Source organism: Stagnimonas sp. FW305-C-60, assembly GCF_058782965.1.
In genome coordinates this window covers 1,347,621-1,371,595 of the sequence record NZ_JBYSYF010000001.1, presented here as the reverse complement: position 1 = coordinate 1,371,595, position 23,975 = coordinate 1,347,621, and the positions used below count along the sequence as shown (strand labels likewise).

Here is a 23,975-nt window from a genome sequence, read left to right as displayed (position 1 = left end):
CGCCGCAGGGGCGCGGCAGCTGGAAGTCTGGAAGTTTCGAGGGAGTCCCGACCCGATTCGATAGCGAATGGGCGGCGGGGTCTTCAGGAAAGACGACGGATTCGCTGCGGTGCAACATTCGATTATAGGAACGTGGACACCGGCGTCAATCTGAACCGCAATTTTTCTTTGCAATCAACGCAATCGGCGCGGGTCGAACAATCGCTCCCATTCATCGAGTGCATAACGATCGGTCATACCAGCGATGTAGTCGGCGACGATCCGGGCCCGCCCCTGCTCGCCGTCCTCCGCCTCCGCCAACAAGGCCTGCCGGTATTCCTGCGGCGGCAGCAGACGGATATCAGCCATGAAGGCCTCGAACAATTCGCGCAGCAGGCGCTTGGCTTTCTGCATCACCCGGTAGACCTGCTGGTGCTGGTAGAGCTGCTCGCGCAGGAAGCGCTTCAGCAGCCGGTTTTCCTCGGCCAGCTCCGGGCTGTAGCCGATCAGCGGCTGGGGGGCGGCGCGCACCGCCTGCGGGCTGTCCAGCCCAGCCTGCGCCAGCCGAGTGCGCGAGGCCCGCACCAGATCATCGACCAGGGTGCCGATGATGCGGCGCACGGTCTCGTGGCGCATCTGCTTGGGCGTGGCCTGTGGGTAGCGGCTCAACACCTCGTCGTGGTGACGGGCGAACAGCGGCACTTCGCGTAGCTGCTCCAGGTTCAGGAGCCGCGCGCGGATGCCGTCGTCGATGTCGTGATTGTTGTAGGCGATCTCGTCGGCCAGGTTGGCGACCTGCGCCTCCAGGCTGGGCTGGCCGCCATCGAGAAAGCGCCGCGCCACCTCGCCCAGCTGCTCGGCACGCGGCCGCGAGCAGTGCTTGAGGATGCCTTCGCGGGTCTCGAACGTGAGGTTGAGCCCGAGGAACTCGGCGTACTTGTCTTCCAGCTCGTCCACCACCCGCAGCGACTGGGCGTTGTGCTCGAAGCCGCCGTAGGGCTTCATACAGGCATTCAGCGCATCCTGCCCGGCATGGCCGAAGGGCGTATGGCCAAGGTCGTGGGCAAGGCAGACCGCCTCGGCCAGATCCTCGTTGAGGTTGAGCGTGCGGGCGATGGTACGGGCGATCTGCCCGACTTCCAGCGTGTGGGTGAGGCGGGTGCGGAACAGATCGCCTTCGTGATTGACGAAGACCTGGGTCTTGTACTCCAGGCGCCGGAACGCGGCGCTGTGGATGATGCGGTCGCGGTCGCGTTGGTATTCGCTGCGGCTGGTCGGCGGCGGCTCCGGGTGCCTGCGACCCCGCGAGTTCTGCGGCGTCGAGGCGTAGGGCGCGAGGCCGTGGCTCATGCCGGGCGGCAGAAATGCTGCAGGCAGGCTTCCAGCGCCACATCGTCGAAGTCGGCGGTCAGTACCGCCTCGCCGAGGGCGCGCAACAGCACCAGCCGCAGCTGGCCGCCGGCAACTTTCTTGTCGCCAGCCATCAGCCGCCGGAAGTCGGCGGGGCTCATGCCCGCCGGCGGGTGCAGCGGCAGACCGGCGGCGGCCACCAGGGCGCAGCAGCGCTCGGCATCGGCGGCGCTGATCCAGCCCAGACGCGCGGAGAGGTCGGCGGCCATGACCAGGCCCAGGCCCACCGCCTCGCCGTGCAACCAACTGCCATAGCCAGCGTAGGTCTCCACCGCGTGGCCGAAGGTGTGACCAAGATTGAGCAGGGCGCGCGGGCCGCCAGCCACCGCCTCGCGTTCGTCGAGGCCGACGATGCGCGCCTTGATGGCGCAGCAGCGTTCGACCACCGCCGCCGGGGTCTCGCCCGCCAGTGCCATCAGGGCCGCCAGCGCACCTTGCTCCAGCTCGCTGAAGAAAGCGGCGGCGTCGAGCATGCCGTACTTGATGACCTCGGCGGCGCCGGCCGAGAGCTCGCGGGGCGGCAGGGTCTTGAGGCTGTCGAGATCGGCGATCACCGCGCGCGGCTGGTGAAACGCGCCGATCAGGTTCTTGCCGCGCGGATGGTTGACCCCGGTCTTGCCGCCGACGCTGGAATCGACCATCGCCAACAGCGTGGTCGGAACCTGCACGAAGTCGATGCCACGCTGGTAGATGGCGGCGCAGAAACCGGCGAGATCGCCGATCACGCCGCCGCCGAGCGCGATCAGCACCGCGTCGCGCGCCAGACGCTTGGACAGCATCCAGTCCAGCACCTGCTCGGCAGTCGCCCAGCTCTTCACCGGCTCGCCGGCCTCGACGATCAGGCGGTCTTCCTCGCCCAGGCCCAGTGCGCTCATCACCGCCGGCAGATGCAGGGCGGCGACGTTGGCATCGGTGACCAGCACCCGCCGCCGCCCGACCAGCGGCGCCCAGCTGGACGGCTCGGCCAGCAGGCCGCGGCCGATGCGAATCTCGTAGGCGCGCTCGCCGAGCGCGACCGACAGTTGACGCAGGTTCACGCCTCCTCTCCGGGCGGCGTCAGCAGCGCGTCCTGAATCTCGCGCGCGAGCTGGCGGGCGTTCTTGCCGTCGGTCTCCACCACCAGGTCGGCCACTTCCCGGTACAGCGGGTCACGGTGTTCGAACAGGCGGATCAAGGTCTCCCGCCGGTCGCCATTCATCAGCAGCGGCCGGTGTTCGCTGCGCTCGGTGCGGGCCAGCTGCTGCTCCAGGCCGGCATGCAGGTACACCACCAGGCCGCGCGCCGACAGGTGCGCGCGGTTTTCCGGCAGCAGCACCGCGCCGCCGCCGGTGGCGAGCACGATGCCGCTACGGGTGGTGAGGTCGGCGATTACCGCCTGCTCGCGCCGACGGAAGCCCTCCTCGCCTTCCTTCTCGAAAATGTAGGAAATATCGACGCCGGTACGCACTTCGATCTCGTGATCGGAGTCGACGAACTCGAGATTGCAGGTTTCAGCAAGCTTCTTGCCGATGGTGGTTTTTCCGGCCCCCATGGGGCCGACCAGGAACAGACTTTTTCGATTCACGGAATCCGCAATTAGGGAGTGGGCTGCTGTACAACTATCGTCCGCGTGCTGCAGAACACCGCGTCCGGATCGGAGCCGCTGCGGCCCCGCACGCATCCCTGGATTTCCACTTCGCAGCTGGTGCCATTCGCCAGTTGCGGACTGAAATTGGGGACAAAGTACTGCGTGGTCGCAGTGCCATTGGCATTGGTGGTGCCGCCACCCGGGAACACCCGCTCATTGAGCGCCCCGGCGCAACTGACCGGACTGGTGATGGTGAAACTCACCTGCGCACCGTCGATCGGCTGGTAGGCATTGTTGCGCACATCCAGGGTCAGCGTCGCGGCGCGCTGCGCGCCGCTCGTGTCCGGCGAGGTGAAAACCCGTACCGGAGCATTGAGGTCGATGCAGTTGCGCCCGTCCGAGGCAGTACCGCAGACCTCGTCGTAAAACTGTACGCCGGTGCTGGCGGTGAGTGGACCGCTGGCGGTGGCCACGCAACCGCGGTTCTCGCGGGCGCTGACCTCCAGAAAGCCCGAGCGGTCGCTGTACACCTTGATCGGGGTCGAGAAGGCACCGCTGGCATTGAGCTGCGCCCGCCGCTGCTGGGTCTGTGGCGTTGGGTCGCTGCCGACGATCAGGCCGTAGGAAGCATTGCCCGAGCCGGTGAAGCTGACGCTGAGATCGACGCACTCCGCCACGCTGGCACCGTCCGCGGTCTGCCAGGTAAAGCTCAGCGGCTGAGCATTGGCGGCCCCCACCGGCGCGGCGATCCCGTAGCTGGGCGCGGTGAACTGGAAGTTGTCCTTGCGCACGGTAACGTTACCGCTGCGGGTGCAGACGGCGTCGGCATTGCTGCTGCACTCGCTGCTCAGCGGCTGCCCGCTGGCGACCGCACCAGTGATGACGGCGGTGGTGTCGGCGGAAATGCTGCTATTGGGCGTCAGCGAGAACGCGACCTTGCCGGTGCTGTCAGTGGCCAGGGAGCCGACGCCCGGGCGCGGTATGCCTGCCTCGTAGACCGTGATCGCAGCATTGGTGGCGCTGAGATTGAGGGTGGCACCCTGCACGGCCGTGCCGTCCAGGCGCAGCAGGCGGGCCAGATAGCCGGTGCGCTCGGCGCCCGGCGAGGCCTCGCCGGGGCCGGTCAAGCTCAGCACCGGCGCCGATGGCGGCGTCGGCGGAACCAGCAGGATCTTGTAGCTGCCGGTCAGCGCGCGGCCGTCCACCGTGCCGCTGGCGGTCAGCGTGGCGGTGCTCTCCTCGGCGATGGTGCTGGGCGCCAAGTAATCGATCAGCAAGCTGCCATCAGCACCGGTGGTGGCGGTAGTGGCGCCGGGCGAGCCGGGAATCTCGATGGTCCCAGCCGTCGCGGTCAGCGTGATCGCCACGTCCGACACGGCATTGCCACGCCCATCCAGCGCACGGATCACCAGACTGCCGATTTCGTCCTGGCCCAGGCTCAGGCCACCGCTGGGCTCGCCGCCATCGCCCAGCAGCACCAGCGAGCCAGTGCCCTTCTGCAGCACTTGCAGGCTCTTGCTGGCGGCGGTGGAACGGATGCACAGCGTGTCATCGCTGGCCCCGGCCGTGAGCGTGACCACCTGGTTTACGCGCAGCCCGGCCTCTGCCTGGTAGTTCAGCACCAGCGTGCCGTTGGCAGGCGCCGGCAAGGTCAGCGGGTTGCCGAAATCACCGCTGACCGGCTCGACGAACTTGCCCACCGGGGTGGAGACGCCATTGGCGACCAGCGCCGCCTGGACGGTGATCGGGGTGCCGGTGACGCCACCGGTGCCGAGCGGCGCCAGACGGTAGCTGATGCCCTGGAGGACATCGCCGGAGTAGATCGAACTAGCGCCCGAGGGCAGCGTGATGCTCAGCTTGGTGGCCCGGGGAATGACATTGAGGTTGTATTCCTGTTCCACCGCTTGATCGCCGATGGTGGCGGTGGCGGTCAGCGTCACCACTTCCTCGGTGGCGCTGGATTCCGGACAACCGGCCTGATAGCCGAAATTCAGCACGCCCCGGCTGTTCACCGTGCCGCCAGACGCCGTGGTGCTGACGATGTCGCCGAGGCTGGTGACCAGCCGCACGAAAGGCCGCGGCGTGGGCAGCGTGCCGGTTTCCGATTCCAGGGTGGCGGTGAAGCCGCTCAGGGTCTCGCCGGCTCCCATCGTGACCGCATCGGTGGGCTCGCCATTGGGTCCGGCGATGCTCAGGCTGTAGGTGTTGGAGGGGTTTTCGACGATCACCGTGAACAGCTGCCGTACCGCGGTGGTAGCCGTGGAACCGACCGCGGTCGGCAGCAAGGTGGTGGCGCGCAGCGCCAAGGCCAGCTCGTCACCGGCCAAAACCTCGGTGGTGGAAGGTGCGACGAAGCAGAATGTCACCTCGCCGGCGGCATCGGTGGTCGCGCCGCGCGCGCCGCCTGACGCTGGGCAGACCCCGTCGGCGCTGAGTACCACGCTGCGGGCGCGGCTGTAGACCGTATCGCCCAGCAGCACATCCAGATTGATGTCATAGCCGGCCAGGGGCCGCGGGTTGTTGAGGTTACGGATGTCTTCCAGGCGGGCAACAAAACCCAGGGTGCGACTGGACGGCGCCACCACCAGCTGTCCGGAGCCGTAGCGATCGCCAGTGGCCTCGCGGATCGGCCCCAGCACTCGCAGCCGCGACTTCGCAGCGGTGACCCCGCTGTTGGTGCCGCCCCCGCTGCTGCTGCCGCCATCGCAGAACTCGGGGATCAGGCAACTGCTGTCATCGCCGCCACCGCCACAGGCGGAAACCAGGCCGGCTAGGGCCAGCAGTGCAACGCGGATACTGGCTTTGGAAGTCATGATCTGGCTCGCTCGCAAGAAACGAGAAACCCCGGGAGTATAGCCAAGCACCCCCGGGGTTCCGATTCGGACGACTGTGGATTTAATTCACCTTCAAGCCTTCGGTGATGATCCTCGGCGTGATGAAGATCAGCAGTTCCGCCTTGGTGGAGATGTTGGAGCGGAACTTGAAGGCATTGCCCAGAAAGGGCAGATCGCCCAGGAAGGGAATCTTGTTGACGGTATCGCGATTGGTCTGCTGGTAGATGCCACCCAGCACCACGGTCTGACCGTTGTCGACCAGTACCTGGGTATTGATCTTGCGGGTGTCGATGGACGGCGCCAGACCGCCATTGCCGGTGTTGACGTCCTGACCGCGACTGTCATTGTTCACTTCCAGATCCATGATGATCTTTTCGTCCGGAGTGATCTGCGGCAGCACCTTCAGCGACAGCACCGCCTTCTTGAACGACACCGAGGTCGCACCGCTGCTGGTCGCCTGCTGGTAGGGAATCTCGATGCCCTGCTCTATGGAGGCCTGCTTGGCGTTGGCGGTGATCACGCGCGGATTGGACATCACCTCGCCACGGCCCTCGGTCTGCAAGGCCGACAGCTCAAGGTCCAGCAGGTAGTCGGCACCCAACAGCGCGAAGGCGATGCGGCCGGCATTGGCCGAGGCCGGCAAATTGACGTTGTAGCGATCAGTGGCAGGCGTGCCGGTGCCCACCGGCCCCGGCAGGTTCACCGGGAAGCCGCCATTGAGGTAGTCGTTGACGATAGTGTTGGTGCCGGACGCGGAACCGGTGGTCGTAACGATGCCATTGTTGCCATTGCGCCCCACCGTGGTAGCACCGAAGCGCGCGCCCAACTCCTTGGAGTAGTCGTCATTGGCGATCACGATGCGCGACTCGATCAGCACCTGCCGCACCGGGATGTCCAGACGGCCGATCAGCTCGCGGATCTCGGCCAGCTTCTCGCGCGATTCCAGCAGCAGCAGGGTATTGGTGCGGTCATCGACGGTGATGCGACCGCGGTCGGTCATCAGCGAGTTGTCGCCCGACTTCAACAGCGCAGCGATCTCGCTGGCCTTGGCGTAGTTGACCTGGATGATCTCGGAACGCAGCGGCGACAGGGTGATCTTGGCCTTCTCGGCCTCGGCCTCGCTTTTCTCGCGCTCGGCCAACTCGCCCATCGGCGCCACCAGCATGACATTGCCCTGTCGGCGGATGCCCAGACCCTTGGTGCGCAGGATGATGTCCAGCGCCTGGTCCCAGGGCACGTTCTGCAGGCGCATGGCGATCTCGCCCGACACTGAGTCGCTGACCACCATATTGGTGCCGGCGACGTCGGCGATGATCTGCAGCAGGGAGCGCACATCCACGCTCTGGAACGACAGCGAGATGCGCTCGCCGGTGTAGAGCGGCTCGTTGCGGCGCTTCTCCTCCAGGCGTTCAGAGGTCAGCGGCTGCAGCTCCAGGGTGAACAGCTCGCCGGACTGGTAGGCCAACTGTTCGAAATCGGCACCACTGACCGGCGTAATCGTCAATACAGTGTTGATGCCCTCGCGGGCGACATCGATGAACTTCACCGGCGTGGCGAAATCGAGCACGTCCAGGCGGCGTAGCAGCTTGTCGGCAGCCCGCGCGTTCTTGAAGCGGACCACCACCTTGCCGCTTTCCTCCTTGACGTCCACCGCGGTGCGGGGGTCGCCGAGCGCGACCATGATCCGCCCTTCGCCCTTTTCACCACGACGGAAGTCGATGGCATTGACGGTGCCGCTGCTGGCCGCGGCGACGGCCATGGAGACCGCCGTGTCAGCACGGCTCGCCATCGGACTACCGCCGCCGGCAGCCAGCTCCAGAAACACTTTGTTGCCGTCCACCCGCACGGTGTAGGCGGTGGTTTCAGTCAGCTCCACCACCACCCGGGTGCGGCCCTTGGCTTCGGCCGCGGCCACCGCGCGCGCCTTGCCGATGCCGATCTTCTTGTAGCGCTCGGCCAGGGCCAGGCGGGTATCGGCGAGATCCAGAGACAGCCGCGCCGGCTTGTCGATGGTAAACACCGTCGGCTCCGGAGCCGCTGCGGACAGGGTCAGGGTCAGCAGCAGACGGTCGCCGTCGAGATTGACGAAGTCGATCGACTGCAGCGCCCGATCGGCCTGCGCGCGCGCCAGTGGCGGCAACAGCAGCAAGGCCAGACCGGCAAGGAGCAGGAGCGCCCGGACCAGGAGCTGAGGCGAGTGCTGCGATTCGTTTCGGGTCATCAGTGCGCTGAGCATGGTTGAGCTCCCTAGTCCGTTATTCCGTGAGAGCCAGGTTGGCGGGGCGTTCCATGAAGCCACCAAAGCCGTCTGGCACGATCTCGACCAGATCCACCTTGGATTCGGAGATCTTCACGATCTTCCCGTAGTTCTGGCCCATGTGATTCCCCAGGGTGACGCGGTGCACGACGCTATCGGGCGCCTTGACCAAAGCGTAGCTGTCGTTGGCGGTGTTGATCACGCCCAGCATGCGCAGACTGTCGAGCGGGAATTCCTCCAAGGGCTCGCGGTTGCGGCTCAAGTCGGGGCGCAGGGAGCTGGCCGGGGCCGAGGCGTCGCGCGGCGGCTCGGCGCGCACGAAAGGATCGCGACGCTCGGGTGGCGCAACGTAGGCGAATGCCTCGTACTGCTTGATCTGCGGGATCGGTTCGATCGCCCGCGTCTTGCGGCCCTTGACCTCGGCGACATAGGCCTCGAGATCGTCATTGCTGCCACCACATGCGGACAGCAGGCTGGCGCCGGCCAACAGGAGAACCAGAAGCTGGCGGTTCATCGCGCGCCTCCCTGCCTGGGCTGGGCCGCCGACAGCTCGGAGTCATCCAGGTAGCGATAGGTCTTGGCCAGTGCCGACATCCGCAGCTGGTCCTTGCCCGCCTGCCCACCAGCAGGCTTGAGCTCCACCTGATCGATGGTGACGATGCGCGGCAGCGCGGCAACCGCGCTCACGAACTGCCCCATCTCGTGATAGCTGCCGGTGACCACGATCTTGTTCGGCACCTCGGCGTAGAAATCACGCGGCAGCTCACCCTGCGGCTCGAACAGCTCCTCTTCCAGCGAGGCCTGAGCCCGGGTCTGGGAGATGTCCTGGAGCAGGTTGGCGACTTCGGTCTTGCTCGGCAACTGGCGCAGCATGGCGCCGAAGGAGCGCTCCATTTCCGCCAGCTGATCCTTGTAGGCGTCGAGTGCCGCCACTTTCTTCTGCTTGCGCTCGAATTCCTCGCGCAGCGTCACTTCCTTGGCCTGCTCGCCTTCCAGCTCCTCGTACACCGGCTTGATCAGAAACCAGGTGCCAAGCGATATCAGCAGCAGAGCAACCAGCACCACCGCGGCGGTGCGCGCCCAGCTGGGCCAGGCGCCCGGATTCTGGGCATCCAGGGATTGCAGCTCTCTCAGGACGTCCTGGAATTTCACGGCTTGCCTCCCGCGCTGGCGGCCTTGGCCTTTTCCTGCTCTTCCTGCGACTGCTTGGTGAGGTTGCGCACCTGCAGGGTGAACTGCCCTTCGCGCTGACGGTTCTGCTCGCTGGTCTTGATCACCACCAGTTTGGGATCATCGAACCAGGGCGAGGCTTCCAGATTCTTCATATAGGACGAGATGCGGCCGTTGGACTCGGCCACGCCATTGATCTGCACCTTGTCGCCGTTCTGCTGCACGGCGGTCAGGGTGATGCCGTCCGGCAGCGTGTTCACGATCTCGTCGAAGAAGTGCACGGTCGCCGAGCGCGAGCTCTGCAGCTGCTCGATCACCCGCATGCGGGCCAAGAGATTCTGCTTGACCTTCTCCAGCTCCTCGATCTCCTTAATCTTCTGGTCGATCTCGGCGATCTGCTGGCTGAGGTAGTTGTTGCGCTCCTGCTGCCGGCTGACGGCATTGCCCATCATGACCCAGCCGAGCGCCACTGCGCCGAGGGCGGCAACGACGCCCAGTCCCATACTTGCGACGAATTCCTGACGGCGCTTCTCGCGCCTTGCGGCGCGCCAGTCGAGGAGGTTGATCTTGGTCATGCCCGCTCTCCTAGTCGGCCTCGTCGAAGGCGCGCCAGGCCAGGCCACAGGCGATCAGCAGCGCCGCCTCGTCCTTGGCCAGCAACGCGGGACGTGCCCGGGAGGACACCGACATACGGGCAAACGGCCGCGCCAGCACGGTGGGAATCTGCAAGCGGTCCTGGATCGCCTGGTCGACCCCGGGGATATGGGCGCAGCCGCCGGCCAGGATGATCTGGTCGATGGCCGAATGGGTGGCCGAGGCGGCGAAGAAAAACTGGAAGCTGCGGTCGATCTGCTGCGCCATATCGGACAGAAAGTGCGCCAGCACCTCGGTCTCGTAGCCTTCGGGCAGATCGCCGCTACGCTTGGCCTTGCCGGCGTCTTCGTAGCTCATGCCGTAGTGACGCATGATGTCTTCGGTGAGCTGCTTGCCACCAAAGGCCTGCTCGCGGGTATAGACCGTCTTGTTGTCATGCAGCACCAACACCGAAGTGGTCGAAGCCCCCATGTCGACGATGGCCACGGTCTTGCCGGCACCTTCGTTGGGCATCTGATGGCTCAGGAACTGGCAGGAACTCTCGAGTGCGTAAGCCTCGATGTCCACCACGACCGGCCTCAGGCCGGCGAGTTCAGCGGCGGCGACCCGCTGGTCGACCTGCTCGCGGCGGCAGGCGGCGAGCAGCACATCGACCGAGCCGGCGTCCTTGTCAGACACCCCCAGTACCTGGAAGTCCATGTTGACCTCCTCGATCGGATAGGGGATGTACTGATCTGCTTCGGCCTTGATCTGTTCTTCCATGTCCGCCTCGCTCAAGGCGGCAGACATCTGGATGATCTTGGTAATGACCGAGGAGCCAGCCACCGCCAGAGCCACATTCTTGGTGCTGGTGCCGGCACGCTGGATCGCCTTCTTCACCGCCTCCGCAACCAGCTCCGGCTGGTTGATCTGCTTGTCGGTGACGGCATCCACCGGCAGCGGCTCGACGGCATAGGCCTCGACCACGAAACGGTCCCCGCGACGGGTCAATTCGAGCACTTTCACCGCGCTCGAGCTGATATCGAGCCCGACCAGCCCGCGGCTGGCGCCCTTGCCCATCAGCTTATCTAGGATCGACATAACGTCAGCCCCGCCCCCAGCACCGGTTGACCCGCATTCCCCTGCACCGCGCTCCAGGCAGCAAACCTGAAACCGGTGGCTAAACTTACTATAACGGAAACGACCTACGACGCAACTAGAACTACATCAGCCAAGTATCTGATGTGGCTGTTAATCCGGTTTTTGGAAAAGGACAGGAAGCCAGTGCAAGAAGCCGGCCAGACGCCACCGGCAGGTTCAGCCGGCGGTTTCGCGACGCCGTAGCAGGAATTGCTCCACCCCTGCCCCCTTGGGTAGCCGCAGCAGGGTCAGCAGGGCATAGGCCGCCATCGCCATATTGCCCAGGCAGAGGATGAGCAGCAACCAGGCCAGGCGAACCGTCCAGCGCGTCTCCTTGTAGGCCAGCCAGAGCCAAAACCAGAGGAAGCCGAAGTAGGCATCGACCAGGGTGGCGATGAACCAAGGGTTGCTGCCAGCCGCGGGCTCCGCCAGCAGATCGCCAATCGCCACCACGATGCCCTGCAAGCCACTGGCCCAGACCGAGACCGCGATCAGGCCGAGCAACGCCGCCAGCGCGAGTGTGGCGATCGCCAGTTTCACGCTTTCTTCAGGGTGAGGTGCATGAGGTCGATACTGCCGGTGCGAAAGCCGCATTCGCAATAGGCCAGGTAGTAGCGCCACATGCGGTAGAAGCGCTGGTCGAACTGACCAACGATCTGCTCGCGCGCCGCCTGCACATTGCGATCCCAGTGCGCCAGGGTGTCGGCGTAGTCCCGCGCGAAGAATTCCGGCCGGTGCGAACTCAAGCCGGCGCTGCCGGCCAGCCGCTGGAACAGCTCCGGAGTGCAGAGCATGCCGCCCGGGAAGATGTACTTCTGGATGAAGTCACGCTTGCCGCGGTATTGGTCGAAAATCTTCGGGCTGATGGTGATGCCCTGCAGGGCAGCGATGCCACCGGGTTTCAGGGCCTTGGCGATGGCGGCGAAATAGCCCGGCCAGTATTCCTCTCCCACCGCCTCGTACATTTCGATCGAGACCACGCGATCGTAGGTTTCGGCTACGTCGCGGTAATCGCACAGCTCAAAGCTCACGCGGTCGCCGACACCCGCCTGCTCGGCTCGCCGCCGCGCCTCGGCCAGCTGTTCCTTGCTGAGGGTGATGGAATGCACGCGGCAGCCGGCGTGCTGGGCGGCGTAGATCGCAAAGCCGCCCCAGCCGGAGCCGATCTCCAGCAGATGATGCTCGGGCTTGAGTTCCAGGCGCTCCAGCATCAGCCGGAATTTATTGAGCTGCGCGTCCTTCAGGCTCTCGTTGGGCTGGATGAACATGCCGGAGGAGTAGGCCATGGTCTCGTCCAGCCACAACTGGTAGAACTCATTGCCGAGATCGTAGTGGTACTCGATGTTCTCCCGCGCTTGGGCCTTGGTGTTGGCGCGGCGGCGGTGCTGCCAGTAGCCGTGCAGCCGGCCCAGCCAGTTCTTCTCGAACGGGCCGCGGTAATGCGGCTCGTTGAGGTAGGTCACCGCCAGCAGCTTGGCAAGATCCGGGGAATCCCAGCAGTCGTCGAGATAGGCCTCGCCAAAACCGACCTCGCCGGCGCGCAGCACATGGCGGATGATGCGGTCGCTCTTGATCCGCAGCACACCATGCGGGCCGGGCTCTATACCTTCAAAGCGACGGGTGGCGCCATTGGGCAGGCTCAGGTCCAGGCTGCCGACCCGCAGGCCGGACAGCATGTAGGTCAATAGCTTCAAGCCCCAGGACAGACCCCGGGTGGTGCCGGCGCCCACGAGGCTGGCCGACAAATCCGGGGAAAAGCCGTCGCGGCCCATGATCCGGTCAAACTCCGCCCGCAGCGGCTGCTGTTCTTGTTCTTTCACGTCGCCTCCAAGTCAGGGGGGCTGGGCTTGCGATGAAACTTCGCCCCGCGCAGCCAGATTTTCAATGCCTGCCAGTGGATCGCGGCCAGCACCTTGAAGGCCTGCACCGGCATCCGTAGCAACTGCCCCAGGAGTACCGCATCCTTTAAGTCCAGACGCTCGCCAACCATGGCGGTATCGATCAGCGGCGCACCCTCGCGGGTTTCGTTGAGCACCACCCGCAGGCGCTCTGCCGGCTCCGAGAAACGGAAGTGGTAGAGGCCCTTGAGATCGAACAGCGGCGAGACGTGGAAGCATTTCTCCTTGGTCAGCTCGACCTCATACGGCAGGACCGAGCCGGCGGATGCAAGCCCGGTGGAGGCGGCGGTGAGCACATAGCTGTGGCGCTCACCGAAAGTGTTGTTGACCTCGGCGATCACCGCCCGCAGCCGACCGTCGGCATGCTCGCAATACCAGAAGCTGACCGGATTGAAGACCCAACCCAGCATGCGTGGCTGGGTCAGCAGCCGGATACGGCCACCGGCCAGATCCACCCCCTGCGCAGCCAGCACCGCCTCTGCCCAGCGCCGCAACCCTCCCGGCTTGCCACACCCGTGGTCGCGGTCGTGAAAGGAGAGCAGGCCAGCACGGTTGTAGCCAAAGCAGCGCAGCCGCCGGTCCAACTGCGGCAGCCGGTCGATATCCAGCAGCAGGTAGTACAGCTGATAGGAAAACCGGTAGCCGGGCGCCACCCGCCGGCGGTGCAGCACCCGCAAGCGGTACAGCGCCGCGTCGGCGCCACCCTCTGGGGCAATCTGCGCGGAGTGGCTCGGCGAGGACATGGCCGTCGGCTTGCCTAGAGACTAGAGCCCGCTCGCCCAGGCCGGCAGGCAGCCCGGATCGATGCCTCGAACCACCCGCAGGCCGGACTTCAGGCCGTCCTCGTGAAAGCCGTAGCCAGTCCAGGCGCCAGCCCACCAGAGTCCGGAGCGACCCTGGATCGCCGGCAGTCGCGCATGGCTCAGCGCGCTGGCCGCCCCGTAATGCGGATGCTCGTAGCTGAGATCGGCGATCAGGCTGCCGGCCGCCGGCTCGCGGCGCGGATTGAGACTGACGATGTACTGGCGCTCGCCGGGGATGCCCTGCAGCAGGTTCATCCAGTAGCTGCCGGAGATCGGCTCGTCATGGATGGCGGAAACCGGGTGCGTGTAGTTCCAGCTCGCCCAGGCGGCGCGGCGGCGCGGCAGGAAGGAGGTATCGCTGTGCAGCAGCACCCGACTGTGGTGGTAGGGAATGCCGGCCAGCATCGCGCGCTCGTCCTCCGCCGGGTCGGCCAGCAGGCGCAGCGCTTGATCGCTATGGGTGGCGCAGATCACCTGGTCATAGTGCGCCAGGCCGGCGTCGGTCTCGACCTGCACTCCCCCCTGATGCCGGCGCAGCGCCAGCACCGGCGCATGCAGTCGAATCTGCCCGCGATAGCGCTCCAGCAGGCGCTGCACATAGGTATGGCTGCCGCCGATCACGGTCCGCCAGGTCGGTTGCTGGGTGGCGGTGAACAGGCTGTGGCTGTCGAAGAAGCGCATGAAGTCGTCGACCGGGTACTCGGCGGCTTTTCGCGGCGAGCAGCTCCAGATCAGGCCGGCCATCGGCAGCAGGTAGTCGCGGCGCAGCTCCTGCGAGAAGCCGGCTGCGTCCAGCCAGTCCCCCAGGCTGCCGGTCGGCAGCCGGCCGGCCTTGAGCGCGGCATTGGCGACGCGATTGAGCTTGAGGATGTCCAGCAGCATGCGGATATGGCCGGGCCGGAACAGGTTGGAAGGCTGGGCAAAGACGCTCCACAGCCGCTCGCTGCCCTTCCATTCGTACCGACCCGCGCCGATCGACACCGCGAACGACATGCTGGTAGGCCTGGTCTGTACGCCCAGCTCGCCGAACAGCGCGCTGAGGTTCGGGTAATTCACGCCGTTGTAGACGATCCAGCCCGTATCGACCGGAACGGTCGATACCGATGATGGTCCGACCGCCTGCACACCGCCGCCCGCCAGCGGCACCTCGATGGTGTGGGTATGCCCGCCCACCCGGCCATCCTGCTCGAACAGCGTCACCGGGTGGCGCTGGGCCAGGAAGTAGGCCGCGGATAGGCCGGAGATGCCGGAACCGACAACAGCGATTTTCATGGGAGCCTGGAGTGGTGGTGCAGCCACAGTACGGCGCAAGCACGGTAAAGGATGCAGGCCTAGGCACTAATCGCAAAAACCACCTCGTAAGCCACGCAGACCGGGTCAAACCGGGCGCGGCTGACGCCACTTCAATGCAGCGGCGACTCCGCTGGCGTGCTGTCCGGCAGCCAGCGCACCCCCTTCATCCCGGAAGCCAGCACCGCCTCGCGCAGCACCCGCACCGCCTGCATGCGCGGGAAGCCGCGCCGGAACAGCATCGCCACCTGGCGCCCCGGCACCGGCTCGGCCAGATCAAGCGCCACCAGACCTTCGGTGTCGCGGTTCTCCATCGCCGCCCGTGGCGCCACGGTGATGCCCAGGCCGGAGGCCACCATATAGCGGATGGTTTCCAGCGAGGAGCCGGTCAGCGCGCGGGCACCGCCGTTTTCCGGCTCGATGCACTTCGGGCAGGCCTGCACCACCTGATCGCGGAAACAATGCCCCGGCCCCAGCAGCAGCAGATGCTCCTCGGCCAGTCGCTTGGAGGGCAGCGAGGACAGCTTCGCCCAGCGATGCCCCTCGGGCAGCACGGCGACGAAGTCCTCGTCATAGACCGGCCAGGCGGCCAGCCCGGTGAGATCGACCGGCAGGGCGAGGATGGCGACATCCAGCTCGTTGTCGCGCAGCTGCTCCAGCAGCTTGGCGGTGAAATTCTCCTCGATGATGAGCGGCATCTCCGGCGCCCGCGCCTTCAGCACCGGCACCAATCCCGGCAGCAGATAGGGGCCGACGGTATAGATCGCGCCCAGGCGGATCGGCCCGACCAGTTCGTCTTTGCCTTCGCGGGCCAGGTCTTCCACCAGCTTGGCCTCGGCCAGCACCCGCCGCGCCTGGCCGACGATGCGGACACCGACATCGGTGGGCCGCACCTCGCCGCGGGTGCGCTCGAACAGGATCACCCCCAGCTCGTCTTCCAGCTTCTTCACCGCCACCGACAGCGTCGGCTGGCTGACGAAGCTGCGCTCGGCGGCGCGGCCAAAGTGCCGCTCCTTGTCGAGGTTGACGATGTAGCGCAGCTCGGTGAGGGTCATTTCGATTGCGGATTGTGGATTGCGGGACGCTAGCCGAGTTGGTGGCCGGCGCGGGCGATGGCTTCGCGGGCGCGCTCGAGATCCATCTCCGGCACCAGCACGAAATCGGTCTCGTAGGTGTTGACCGCGAAGATGCTGACGCCCGCCGCTGCCAGCGGCTCGGCCAGCGCCGCCAGCACCCCGGTTTCCGAAAAGGCGAACGGACCGGCAATCTCCAGCGCCCGCCAGACCAGGCCCTTGTCGCGCTCGTGCACCTCGCGCACCACGGTCACCGATTCCGAGGAGCGCACCACCGCGCCAAAGCCTTCGGCACCCAGGGTATCCACCGCGTCACGTAGCGGCGTGTTGGGCGGCAGCCGCGCCACCACCAGGCGCCAGGGATGCACCATCAGCCGCAGCCGGCGCAGCCCGCTCACAGCCAGTCCTTCGCGATCAGGTAGTCGGTCATCAGCGCCGCCTCCGGGCTGCCGGGCTCAGGCTGGAAATCGTAGCGCCACTCGACCCTGGGCGGCATCGACATCAGGATCGACTCGGTGCGGCCGCCGCTTTGCAGCCCGAAGTGGGTGCCGCGATCCCAGACCAGGTTGAACTCGGCATAACGGCCACGCCGCAGCCGCTGCCAGGTGGTCTCACGCTCGCCGTAGGCCTGGTCCTTGCGCCGCTCGACAATGGGCGCATAGGCGTTCCAGAAGCCCTCACCCACCCGCTGCATCAGGGCGAAGCCGGCGGCAAAGCCACCCTCGGTGAAATCGTCGTAGAAGATGCCGCCGACGCCGCGCGGCTCCTGCCGGTGCGGCAGGTAGAAGTACTCGTCGCACTGGCGCTTGAAGGCCGGGTACAAGGCCGCGCCGACCGCCTCGCGCGCCGCCGCGTGCCAGCCGCGCACGTCCTCGGCGTAGCCGTAATAGGGGGTGAGATCGAAGCCGCCACCAAACCACCAGGCCGGCGCGCCCTCGCCGCCGACGCTGAGCAGGCGGACATTGCAGTGGGTGGTCGGCACATGCGGATTGCGCGGGTGGAACACCACCGACACGCCCATGGCGGTGAACGGCCGTCCGGCCAGCTCCGGCCGCAACTTGGTCGCCGAGGGCGGTAAGGCCGGACCGCGCACCAGCGAGCGGGCGACGCCGGCGCGCTCGAACACCCGCCCCTCCGCCAGCACCGCGGTATCGCCCTCGCCCTGCAGCTTGGCGTCGGCGGGCTTGCTCCAGCGGTCGCGCAGGAAGCGCGCCTCGCCGTCGGCGGCTTCGACGCGCGCGCACAGCCAGTCCTGGTAACCACGCAGCCAGGCTTCGACCACGGTCGGATCGGGGAGAGTGGAGATTTCGCTCATGCGCGGATTGTAGGCCGCGCGACCGGGCTAGCGGCGCAGGATGTGGCCGGTCGCCGCCTCGCGGATGCTGGTGGGGCGTTGCATGCCGCCCAGCGCGCCGGGCACCGCCGGCAGCTCGGGCCCGAAGCGCAGCCGCAGTTCGGCAATGCTGCGCACCGGTGGCTGACCGGCGCGGTTGGCGCTGGTGGAAACCAGGGCGCCACCATAGCGACGGCAGAGCGCGGCCAGCACCGGATGCGCGGTGACCCGCACCGCCACGCTGTCGTGCTCGCCGCTGATCCAGACCGGTGCGGTCGGCGCCGCCGGGAACACCCAGGTGGCCGGGCCGGGCCAGGTCTGGCGGGCCCGCTTGAGCGCCATCGAGGAAGGAATCTCGATGAACGGCGCCAGATCATCGATTTCGCTGGCGACCACGATCAGGCCCTTGCGCCAGTCGCGCTCCTTGAGCCGCAGCAGGCGGTCCACCGCCGCGCGGTCGAAGGGATTGCAGGACAGGCCCCAGACCGCCTCGGTGGGCACCGCCACCACTGCACCGGCGCGCAATTGCCGGACCGCGCGCCGCAGCGCCAAGTCACTCATACGTCAGTTCCTACTTCTTGCTGGCCGGCTTGCGCTTGGCCGCGGCCTTCTTTGCCGGGGCCTTCTTGGCGACGACCTTCTTGGTTGCCGGCTTCGGGGCCGCCTCGCCCTCGGCCTTGGCGGCCTTGCCCTTGGCGCCCTTCTTCACCGGCTTCTTCGCCGCCTCGGCTTCGGCCAGATAGGCCTCGGCCTCGAACACCGTCACATCCTCGGGCTCGCGCTTCTTGGGCAGATTGGCCTTGCGCGTGCCATCGGTGATGTAGGCACCGAAGCGGCCCTTGATGATGCGGATACCGGTGTCGCCGAACACTTTCAGCGTCGCGGCATCGAGTGCAGCGGCCTTCTGTTCGATCAGCTCGATGACGCGCGGCAGCTCGATGGTCATCACGTCGTCGTCCTTCTTCAGGCTGACGAAGTTCTTGCCATGGCGGGCATAGGGGCCGAAGCGGCCGATGTTGACCTCCACCTCGTCGCCATTGGGCAGATGGCCCAGCTTGCGCGGCAGCTTGAACAGATCCAGCGCTTCCTGGACGGTGATGGTGTCGATGCGCTGGGTCGCCTTGAGGCTGGCGAACTTCGGCTTTTCGCCGTCCGGATCGTCCTTGCTGCCGATCTGCACGAACGGCCCGTAGCGGCCCAGGCGCGCGGTCATGGTCTTGCCGCTGACCGGATCGACGCCGATCACCCGGGCGTCGGACACCGCGTCCTGGCGCTTGAGCTCCATCTTCTCGTCGACTTGCGGCTTGAAGCTCTTCCAGAACTCGGCGAGCAACGGCACCCATTCCTTCTCGCCGCGCGACACCGCGTCGAGATCGTCTTCGAGGCCAGCGGTGAAGCCGTAGTCGACGTAGCGGTTGAAGTGATCGGTGAGGAAGCGGTTGACGATCATGCCCACGTCGGTGGGATTGAAGGCCTTGCCCTCCAGCCGCACGTACTCGCGCGCCTGCAGGGTGCTGATGATGCTGGCGTAGGTACTGGGGCGACCGATGTCGTACTCCTCCAGCGTCTTCACCAGGCTGGCTTCGGTGTAGCGCGGCGGCGGCTCGGTGAAGTGCTGTTCCGGCGTGACATCGACCAGGCGCAGGGTCTCGCCGACTTCCAGTGGCGGCAGGCGCTTCTCGTCGTCCTCGTCGTCCGGGGTGTCCTTGCTGTCGGTGTAGACGGCGATGAAGCCGGGCTCGACCAGCACCGAACCGTTGGCCTTGAAGGCGTGCTCGCTGCCGGCGCGCAGCTCGGCGGCGACGGTATCGAACACCGCTTGTGTCATCTGGCAGGCGACGGTGCGCTTCCAGATCAGCTCGTAGAGCTTGGCCTGGTCGGGCGTTAGATAGGGGGCTACCTGCACCGGCAGGCGCATGGCGCTGGTTGGCCGCACTGCCTCGTGCGCTTCCTGGGCGTTCTTCGACTTGCTCTTGTAGTAGCGCGGCTCCTCGGGCACCGACTTGGCGCCGTACTGGTTGCCGATGACGCGGCGGATCTCGGCGATCGCTTCCTGCGCCAGGCTCACCGAGTCGGTACGCATGTAGCTGATCAGGCCGATGGTCTCGCCAGCGATGTCGACACCTTCGTAGAGCTGCTGCGCGGTGCGCATGGTGCGGGTCGAGGTGAAGCCGAGCTTGCGGTTGGCTTCCTGCTGCAGAGTCGAGGTGGTGAACGGCGGCGAGGGATTGCGGCGACGCTGCTTCTTGTCGACGCTGGCAACCTTCAGCTGGCCATGCGCGGCCGCTTCCAGCGCCTGGCGGGCGGCGCTGGCCTGTTCGCCGCTGGTGATACTGAACTGCTCGACCTTCTTGCCATGCAGCTCGACCAGCTTGGCCAGAAACAGGCTGCCCTGCTTGTCGGCGCGGGCGCTGAGCGTCCAGTACTCGCGGGCGATGAAGGCCTTGATCTCCTCCTCGCGCTCGCAGATCAGGCGCAGCGCCGGCGACTGCACACGGCCCGCCGAGAGGCCCGGCTGCACCTTGCGCCAGAGCAGCGGCGAAAGGTTGAAGCCGACCAGATAGTCCAGGGCGCGGCGCGCCTGCTGGGCGTTGACCAGATCGGTGGCCACCTCGCGTGGATGCGCCAGGGCCTCCTGCACCGCCGCCTTGGTGATCTCGTGGAAGACGATGCGGCGCACCGGCTTGTTCTTGAGCAGACCCTTTTCTTTGAGCAGCTCGGACAGATGCCAGCTGATCGCCTCACCCTCGCGGTCAGGGTCGGTGGCGAGGTAGAGCGCGTCGGCCTGTTTGAGCGCGCGGGCGATGGCGTTGACGTGCTTCTCGTTCTTCTCGATCAGCTCGTACTTCATCTCGAAGCCGCGCGTGGGATCGACCGCGCCGTCCTTGGGCACCAGATCGCGGACATGGCCGTAGCTGGCCAGGACTTCGAAGTCCGGACCGAGGTACTTCTGGATGGTCTTGGCCTTGGCCGGCGACTCGACGATGACGAGGTTCTTGCTCATTACCTTCTTTTTTTAACGCAAAGGGCGCAAAACAAAACGCCCGGTAGGGTGACCGGGCGTCAGCTTATAAGCGCTGGCTTGCCGACAATGCAACCGGCAATGGCAAGTCTTCAGTGCAGGAAAGGCCCCGGCGCATAGACCATGTCTTCCAGATGCCAGGCCGACTCCTCCTCGCCCGGCTGGCTCACCAGCACCAGCAGGCAGACCCATTTCACCCGCTCCAGGTCGATGTCGCTTTCCAGGCTCAGCAGGCGCTCGATCACCAGCTCGCGCGATTCGGCGGTGAGGATGCCCAGCTGCTCCAGATAGAACAGGAAGCCGCGGCATTCGGTGCTCAGCACCGCCATTTCCTCCGGCGCGTAGATGCGGATCGAGCCGTGGCTGCCGATGGCCGGCGATTGCCGCTGCTCTTCCAGGCCGCCCAGCCAGGCGAAGGCGTGATTGACCTCGTCGACCGGAAAACCGGCGGCGGTCAGCTCGTCGCGCAGGTTGTCCTGGTTGTCGTCGTCGTGGACCTCCGTGTCGTGATAGTTCTCGAACAAGAACATCAGCACATCCAGCACGGTTTCTTTCATGACGCACACCCAATTGGTTGTGGAGTCCAGACAGCTTGGACACTACCTATAGTTGCCGACAGTTGCAAATGGGTGACGATTCAGCCCTCCCGGCGCTGATAGCCGCCGGCATGCGCCGCCACCCGCCCAAGCAACTCCAGTTGGGTTAGCAAGATATTGACCAGCTCCACCGGCAGGCCGCTGGCGGCGACCAGGCTATCGACGCTGCGCGGCGCGTCGGAGAGCAGGCTCAGGAGCCGCGCGGTCTGGGCATCCGGCTCCGGCAGCGAAGCCACCGGCACGGCCGCCGCCGGTTCAGCGGAGGCCGGCTGGCTGCGCAGCCAGGCCGCCAGCTGCGGCGCCAGCTCCAGCAGGATGTCATCAACGCTTTCCACCAGCTTGGCGCCCTCGCGGATCAGCCGGTGGCAGCCCTTGGCCAGCGGGTTGTGGATGGAGCCGGGGATGGCGAACACCTCCCGCCCCTGCTCGGCCGCCAGCCGCGCGGTGATCAGCGAACCGGACTCCCGCGAGGCCTCGACTACCAGCACCCCCAGGCTGAGCCCGGCGATGATCCGGTTGCGGCGCGGAAAGTGTTCGCGCCGGGCGCCGGCGCCCGGCGCCAGTTCCGAGACCAGGGCGCCACCGCGCTCCACCAAGGTATGCGCCAGGGCCTTGTGCCGCGCCGGGTAGACCCGATCGAGCCCGGTACCGCAGATCGCCAGGGTTGCACCGCCGCCGTCGAGCGCGCCCTGGTGGGCGGCGCCATCGATGCCCAGCGCCAGCCCGCTGGTCACCAGCAGGCCGCGACGCGCCAGCTCGGCGGCGAAGGCGCGGGCATTGTCCAGCCCCTGCGGCGTCGCTGCCCGGCTGCCGACGATGGCGAGCTGCGGCTGCGCCAGCAGACCGGGATCACCGACCACGAACAGCGCCAGCGGCGGCTGGGCGATACCGCGCAGGCGCTCGGGGTAGGCGGGGTGGTTCCAGTCGATCAGATGCCGATTGCCGGCGCCGGCCAGCCAGGCCAGATCGGCCTGGATCTGCGCGTCCTCAACACCTGGGGGCGGCTGCTTGCGCTCGACGCCAGCGCGCAGCCAGGCAGCGGCGGTGGCGTCGATGGCGGTCTGGGCGGAGCCGAAATGCCGCACCAGCCGCAGGGCGGCGGTATTGCCCAGCGCCTCGCAGCGGATCAGCCGCAGCCAGGCGCTGGCGGAGTCCGGCGCCATCGGCGGCCGGTGGTCCCGGCTCAGCGACCCGTCGCCGGGTCGGGCTTCTCGACCAGATCCAGCACGTGGATCGGCCGCTCGGCGTCCATCACCAGCGCGTAGGCAATCTGCGGCGAAACCTTGAACACCATCAGCAGGCCGGCCTTCTGCGGCGGCAGCTTCACGGCCTTGTTGGTGTAGGGGTCGGTCACCGCTCGGCGCGACTGCATGATGCTCAGCACATGGCCGGGCTCCAGGCCTGCTTTCGCCCCGCGGTTGAGGGTGACGATCTGGTACTGGCCAATCTGCGAAACGCCGTTGAACACGGCGATGATCTTGCCGCCCACCGCCCGTGTCGGGGCATGCGGGTAGAAGTTGGCGAGAAAGTTGTCCTTCTCCAGCGGCAGCAGGCGATCACCACGCAGCACTTCCTGGAAGGCCTTGGTCAGCATGCCCTCGGCGGGGCTGCCGAAATTGCGCAACTCCACCTCGCCGGTCGGCAGGGCCTCGTAGCCCAGCAACTCGCGGGTGTCGGGGTCGCGGTAGACCACGCCCTTGCGCACCACCGAGAAGGCAGTGCCGGCATCCTTGCCCAGCTGCTGGATGAACACGCCCATGTCCGCCGCGCCGATCACATGGGCGTCGGTGAATTCCAGGATGTAGGGCGCGCGGTTGAGGGTGTCGGCATCCACCACCCGCGGTCCGCGCAGGAAGTTGCGGATGGTGTCGATCGGGATCGCCGGCAGGGCGGCGTCAAGCGGCAGCTCGCGCACCTGCGGGCTGACCCGCTCCAGGCCGGAACCACCGCGGGCCAGCACCGGGCGGCCCTTGAGGTAGGCCAGCTCCAGCACATCGCCGGGGTAGATCAGGTGCGGGTTGGCGATCTTGCCGTTGACGTACCAGAGCTCCGGCCATTGCCAGGGGTCGGCGAGAAACTTCTTGGCGACATCCCAGAGCGTGTCGCCCTTCTTGACCACGTAGCGCAGCGGCGCGTCCTCGCGCAGACCGATTTCCGGCGCGATCTCACGGGCGTTGGCCAGGCTCTCCATTGGCGTCAGGCCCTCGTCGTTCTCCGACGGCGGCAGCGCGGTGGTGCTGATCTCGGCGACCTGGGCGTTCTGCGCCGGAACTTCCAGCGTATAGACCGGGTCTGCGACTTTCTGCTGCGACGCGCAGGCCGCCAGCGCAAGGGCGATGGCGCTCACGGCAGCGACGCGGGCGTAGGCTTTATACTGCGTCATCTCGGAGGCTCCCTCGGCAGCTGCGACGATTGTGGCACAAGTCCCTTCGTCGTCAAACGCTTGCGGAGGGAACTGCAAGCCCTTTCGCAATTGTTGTCCGTTTTTGGGAGGCCACCGACATGGCCCTGCTGACCATCCTTCACGACCCCGATCCCCGGCTGCGCATCAAGGCCAAGCCGGTCACCGTCTTCGATGCCGCCCTTCAGCGCCTGCTCGAAGACATGTTCGAGACCATGTACGACGCCCCCGGCGTCGGCCTGGCCGCGACCCAGGTGGGCATCGCCCAGCGTATCGCGGTGATGGACTGCGCCGACAAGGACCAGCCGGCGCAGAAGATCGTGATGATCAATCCCGAGCTCAGCGACGCCGAGGATCTGCAGGAAATGGAGGAAGGCTGCCTGTCGATCCCCGAGTACCGCGACAAGGTGCGCCGCTACAACAAGCTGCGCATGCGCGCCCTCGATGCCGAGGGCAAACCCTACGAGCTGCTCGCCGAGGGTCTGCTGGCGCAGGCCATCCAGCACGAGATCGACCACCTCGACGGCAAGCTCTACATCGACCATCTGTCCTCGCTCAAGCGCGAGCGCTACAAGAAAAAGCGCGACAAGCTCGCCAGTCGCGCGGCATGAGCCGGCGCGCCGCTGTGC

General features: G+C 66.5%; 22 protein-coding genes. 1 reads left to right on the top strand and 21 read right to left on the bottom strand.

The features are described 5' to 3' along the window. Positions 1–174: 174 nt before the first annotated feature. From AC3WT6_RS06235 to AC3WT6_RS06135, 21 genes are all read right to left on the bottom strand, one after another. A complete protein-coding gene (locus AC3WT6_RS06235) occupies positions 175–1,329 on the bottom strand; it encodes a deoxyguanosinetriphosphate triphosphohydrolase (protein ID WP_492652697.1) in 1,155 nt (384 codons plus the stop codon). Next, complete coding sequence (gene aroB, locus AC3WT6_RS06230; protein WP_492652852.1) at positions 1,326–2,420, bottom strand: 3-dehydroquinate synthase; 1,095 nt, start codon at positions 2,418–2,420, stop codon at positions 1,326–1,328. The genes AC3WT6_RS06235 and aroB overlap by 4 nt, the downstream gene beginning before the upstream one ends. 2 nt (positions 2,421–2,422) lie before the next feature. Continuing rightward, the gene (gene aroK / locus AC3WT6_RS06225; RefSeq protein ID WP_492652696.1) at positions 2,423–2,953 is read right to left on the bottom strand and encodes a shikimate kinase AroK; all 531 of its coding nucleotides are present in this window, start codon (positions 2,951–2,953) and stop codon (positions 2,423–2,425) included. 11 nt (positions 2,954–2,964) lie between these two features. Then, positions 2,965–5,769, bottom strand: a complete 2,805-nt coding sequence (locus AC3WT6_RS06220) for a hypothetical protein (RefSeq protein ID WP_492652695.1) — start codon at positions 5,767–5,769, stop codon at positions 2,965–2,967. An 82-nt stretch (positions 5,770–5,851) separates the two neighbouring features. Continuing rightward, positions 5,852–8,026 (bottom strand): type IV pilus secretin PilQ, encoded by a 2,175-nt coding sequence (locus tag AC3WT6_RS06215; RefSeq protein ID WP_492652694.1) that lies wholly within the window; start codon positions 8,024–8,026, stop codon positions 5,852–5,854. A gap of 19 nt (positions 8,027–8,045) precedes the next feature. Then, on the bottom strand, positions 8,046–8,561 hold the full coding sequence (locus AC3WT6_RS06210) for a pilus assembly protein PilP (protein WP_492652693.1): 516 nt from the start codon (positions 8,559–8,561) through the stop codon (positions 8,046–8,048). Continuing rightward, positions 8,558–9,199, bottom strand: coding sequence for a type IV pilus inner membrane component PilO (locus tag AC3WT6_RS06205; protein ID WP_492652692.1), 642 nt, complete (start codon positions 9,197–9,199; stop codon positions 8,558–8,560). The genes AC3WT6_RS06210 and AC3WT6_RS06205 overlap by 4 nt, the downstream gene beginning before the upstream one ends. Then, the gene (locus AC3WT6_RS06200; protein WP_492652691.1) at positions 9,196–9,792 is read right to left on the bottom strand and encodes a PilN domain-containing protein; all 597 of its coding nucleotides are present in this window, start codon (positions 9,790–9,792) and stop codon (positions 9,196–9,198) included. Before AC3WT6_RS06200 ends, AC3WT6_RS06205 begins: the two co-directional genes overlap by 4 nt. Positions 9,793–9,802: 10 nt before the next feature. Next, positions 9,803–10,891 (bottom strand): pilus assembly protein PilM, encoded by a 1,089-nt coding sequence (locus tag AC3WT6_RS06195; RefSeq protein WP_492652690.1) that lies wholly within the window; start codon positions 10,889–10,891, stop codon positions 9,803–9,805. 216 nt (positions 10,892–11,107) lie between these two features. Beyond that, positions 11,108–11,470 (bottom strand): DUF1475 family protein, encoded by a 363-nt coding sequence (locus AC3WT6_RS06190; RefSeq protein ID WP_492652689.1) that lies wholly within the window; start codon positions 11,468–11,470, stop codon positions 11,108–11,110. After that, a complete protein-coding gene (locus AC3WT6_RS06185; RefSeq protein WP_492652688.1) occupies positions 11,467–12,750 on the bottom strand; it encodes a class I SAM-dependent methyltransferase in 1,284 nt (427 codons plus the stop codon). Before AC3WT6_RS06185 ends, AC3WT6_RS06190 begins: the two co-directional genes overlap by 4 nt. After that, complete coding sequence (locus AC3WT6_RS06180; RefSeq protein ID WP_492652687.1) at positions 12,747–13,571, bottom strand: DUF1365 domain-containing protein; 825 nt, start codon at positions 13,569–13,571, stop codon at positions 12,747–12,749. The genes AC3WT6_RS06185 and AC3WT6_RS06180 overlap by 4 nt, the downstream gene beginning before the upstream one ends. Before the next feature lie 21 nt (positions 13,572–13,592). Next, positions 13,593–14,903 carry an NAD(P)/FAD-dependent oxidoreductase gene (locus AC3WT6_RS06175; protein ID WP_492652686.1) on the bottom strand — a complete coding sequence of 437 codons (1,311 nt, stop codon included), beginning with the start codon at positions 14,901–14,903 and terminating at the stop codon, positions 13,593–13,595. A 131-nt stretch (positions 14,904–15,034) separates the two neighbouring features. Further along, a complete protein-coding gene (locus AC3WT6_RS06170) occupies positions 15,035–15,976 on the bottom strand; it encodes a LysR substrate-binding domain-containing protein (protein WP_492652685.1) in 942 nt (313 codons plus the stop codon). 29 nt (positions 15,977–16,005) lie between these two features. Next, complete coding sequence (locus AC3WT6_RS06165; protein ID WP_492652684.1) at positions 16,006–16,392, bottom strand: ACT domain-containing protein; 387 nt, start codon at positions 16,390–16,392, stop codon at positions 16,006–16,008. Further along, the gene (gene hemF, locus AC3WT6_RS06160; RefSeq protein ID WP_492652683.1) at positions 16,389–17,309 is read right to left on the bottom strand and encodes an oxygen-dependent coproporphyrinogen oxidase; all 921 of its coding nucleotides are present in this window, start codon (positions 17,307–17,309) and stop codon (positions 16,389–16,391) included. The genes AC3WT6_RS06165 and hemF overlap by 4 nt, the downstream gene beginning before the upstream one ends. A 27-nt stretch (positions 17,310–17,336) precedes the next feature. After that, a complete protein-coding gene (gene tsaC, locus AC3WT6_RS06155; protein WP_492652682.1) occupies positions 17,337–17,888 on the bottom strand; it encodes an L-threonylcarbamoyladenylate synthase type 1 TsaC in 552 nt (183 codons plus the stop codon). A 10-nt stretch (positions 17,889–17,898) separates the two neighbouring features. Continuing rightward, a complete protein-coding gene (locus tag AC3WT6_RS06150; protein ID WP_492652681.1) occupies positions 17,899–20,331 on the bottom strand; it encodes a DNA topoisomerase I in 2,433 nt (810 codons plus the stop codon). Between the two features lie 110 nt (positions 20,332–20,441). Further along, positions 20,442–20,906 carry a Smg family protein gene (locus AC3WT6_RS06145; RefSeq protein ID WP_492652680.1) on the bottom strand — a complete coding sequence of 155 codons (465 nt, stop codon included), beginning with the start codon at positions 20,904–20,906 and terminating at the stop codon, positions 20,442–20,444. 80 nt (positions 20,907–20,986) lie between these two features. Then, positions 20,987–22,108 carry a DNA-processing protein DprA gene (dprA, locus tag AC3WT6_RS06140; RefSeq protein ID WP_492652679.1) on the bottom strand — a complete coding sequence of 374 codons (1,122 nt, stop codon included), beginning with the start codon at positions 22,106–22,108 and terminating at the stop codon, positions 20,987–20,989. Between the two features lie 20 nt (positions 22,109–22,128). Further along, positions 22,129–23,328: a LysM peptidoglycan-binding domain-containing protein gene (locus tag AC3WT6_RS06135; RefSeq protein ID WP_492652678.1), complete on the bottom strand. Its 1,200-nt coding sequence runs from the start codon at positions 23,326–23,328 to the stop codon at positions 22,129–22,131. A 119-nt stretch (positions 23,329–23,447) separates the two neighbouring features. Here AC3WT6_RS06135 and def point away from each other — a divergent pair, with 119 nt between their 5' ends. After that, positions 23,448–23,957: a peptide deformylase gene (gene def, locus AC3WT6_RS06130; protein ID WP_492652677.1), complete on the top strand. Its 510-nt coding sequence runs from the start codon at positions 23,448–23,450 to the stop codon at positions 23,955–23,957. Positions 23,958–23,975: the final 18 nt, after the last annotated feature.

Bases quoted from the DNA above. Each gene is read 5' to 3' on its own strand.
- AC3WT6_RS06170 (WP_492652685.1), bottom strand. From the start codon at position 15,976: ATGACCCTCACCGAGCTGCGCTACATCGTCAACCTCGACAAGGAGCGG.
- AC3WT6_RS06235 (WP_492652697.1), bottom strand. From the start codon at position 1,329: ATGAGCCACGGCCTCGCGCCCTACGCCTCGACGCCGCAGAACTCGCGG.
- AC3WT6_RS06180 (WP_492652687.1), bottom strand. From the start codon at position 13,571: ATGTCCTCGCCGAGCCACTCCGCGCAGATTGCCCCAGAGGGTGGCGCC.
- AC3WT6_RS06195 (WP_492652690.1), bottom strand. From the start codon at position 10,891: ATGTCGATCCTAGATAAGCTGATGGGCAAGGGCGCCAGCCGCGGGCTG.
- dprA (WP_492652679.1), bottom strand. From the start codon at position 22,108: ATGGCGCCGGACTCCGCCAGCGCCTGGCTGCGGCTGATCCGCTGCGAG.
- AC3WT6_RS06210 (WP_492652693.1), bottom strand. From the start codon at position 8,561: ATGAACCGCCAGCTTCTGGTTCTCCTGTTGGCCGGCGCCAGCCTGCTG.
- hemF (WP_492652683.1), bottom strand. From the start codon at position 17,309: ATGAGCGAAATCTCCACTCTCCCCGATCCGACCGTGGTCGAAGCCTGG.
- AC3WT6_RS06175 (WP_492652686.1), bottom strand. From the start codon at position 14,903: ATGAAAATCGCTGTTGTCGGTTCCGGCATCTCCGGCCTATCCGCGGCC.
- AC3WT6_RS06215 (WP_492652694.1), bottom strand. From the start codon at position 8,026: ATGCTCAGCGCACTGATGACCCGAAACGAATCGCAGCACTCGCCTCAG.
- AC3WT6_RS06200 (WP_492652691.1), bottom strand. From the start codon at position 9,792: ATGACCAAGATCAACCTCCTCGACTGGCGCGCCGCAAGGCGCGAGAAG.
- def (WP_492652677.1), top strand. From the start codon at position 23,448: ATGGCCCTGCTGACCATCCTTCACGACCCCGATCCCCGGCTGCGCATC.
- AC3WT6_RS06150 (WP_492652681.1), bottom strand. From the start codon at position 20,331: ATGAGCAAGAACCTCGTCATCGTCGAGTCGCCGGCCAAGGCCAAGACC.
- AC3WT6_RS06220 (WP_492652695.1), bottom strand. From the start codon at position 5,769: ATGACTTCCAAAGCCAGTATCCGCGTTGCACTGCTGGCCCTAGCCGGC.
- tsaC (WP_492652682.1), bottom strand. From the start codon at position 17,888: ATGAGTGACTTGGCGCTGCGGCGCGCGGTCCGGCAATTGCGCGCCGGT.
- AC3WT6_RS06145 (WP_492652680.1), bottom strand. From the start codon at position 20,906: ATGAAAGAAACCGTGCTGGATGTGCTGATGTTCTTGTTCGAGAACTAT.
- AC3WT6_RS06135 (WP_492652678.1), bottom strand. From the start codon at position 23,328: ATGACGCAGTATAAAGCCTACGCCCGCGTCGCTGCCGTGAGCGCCATC.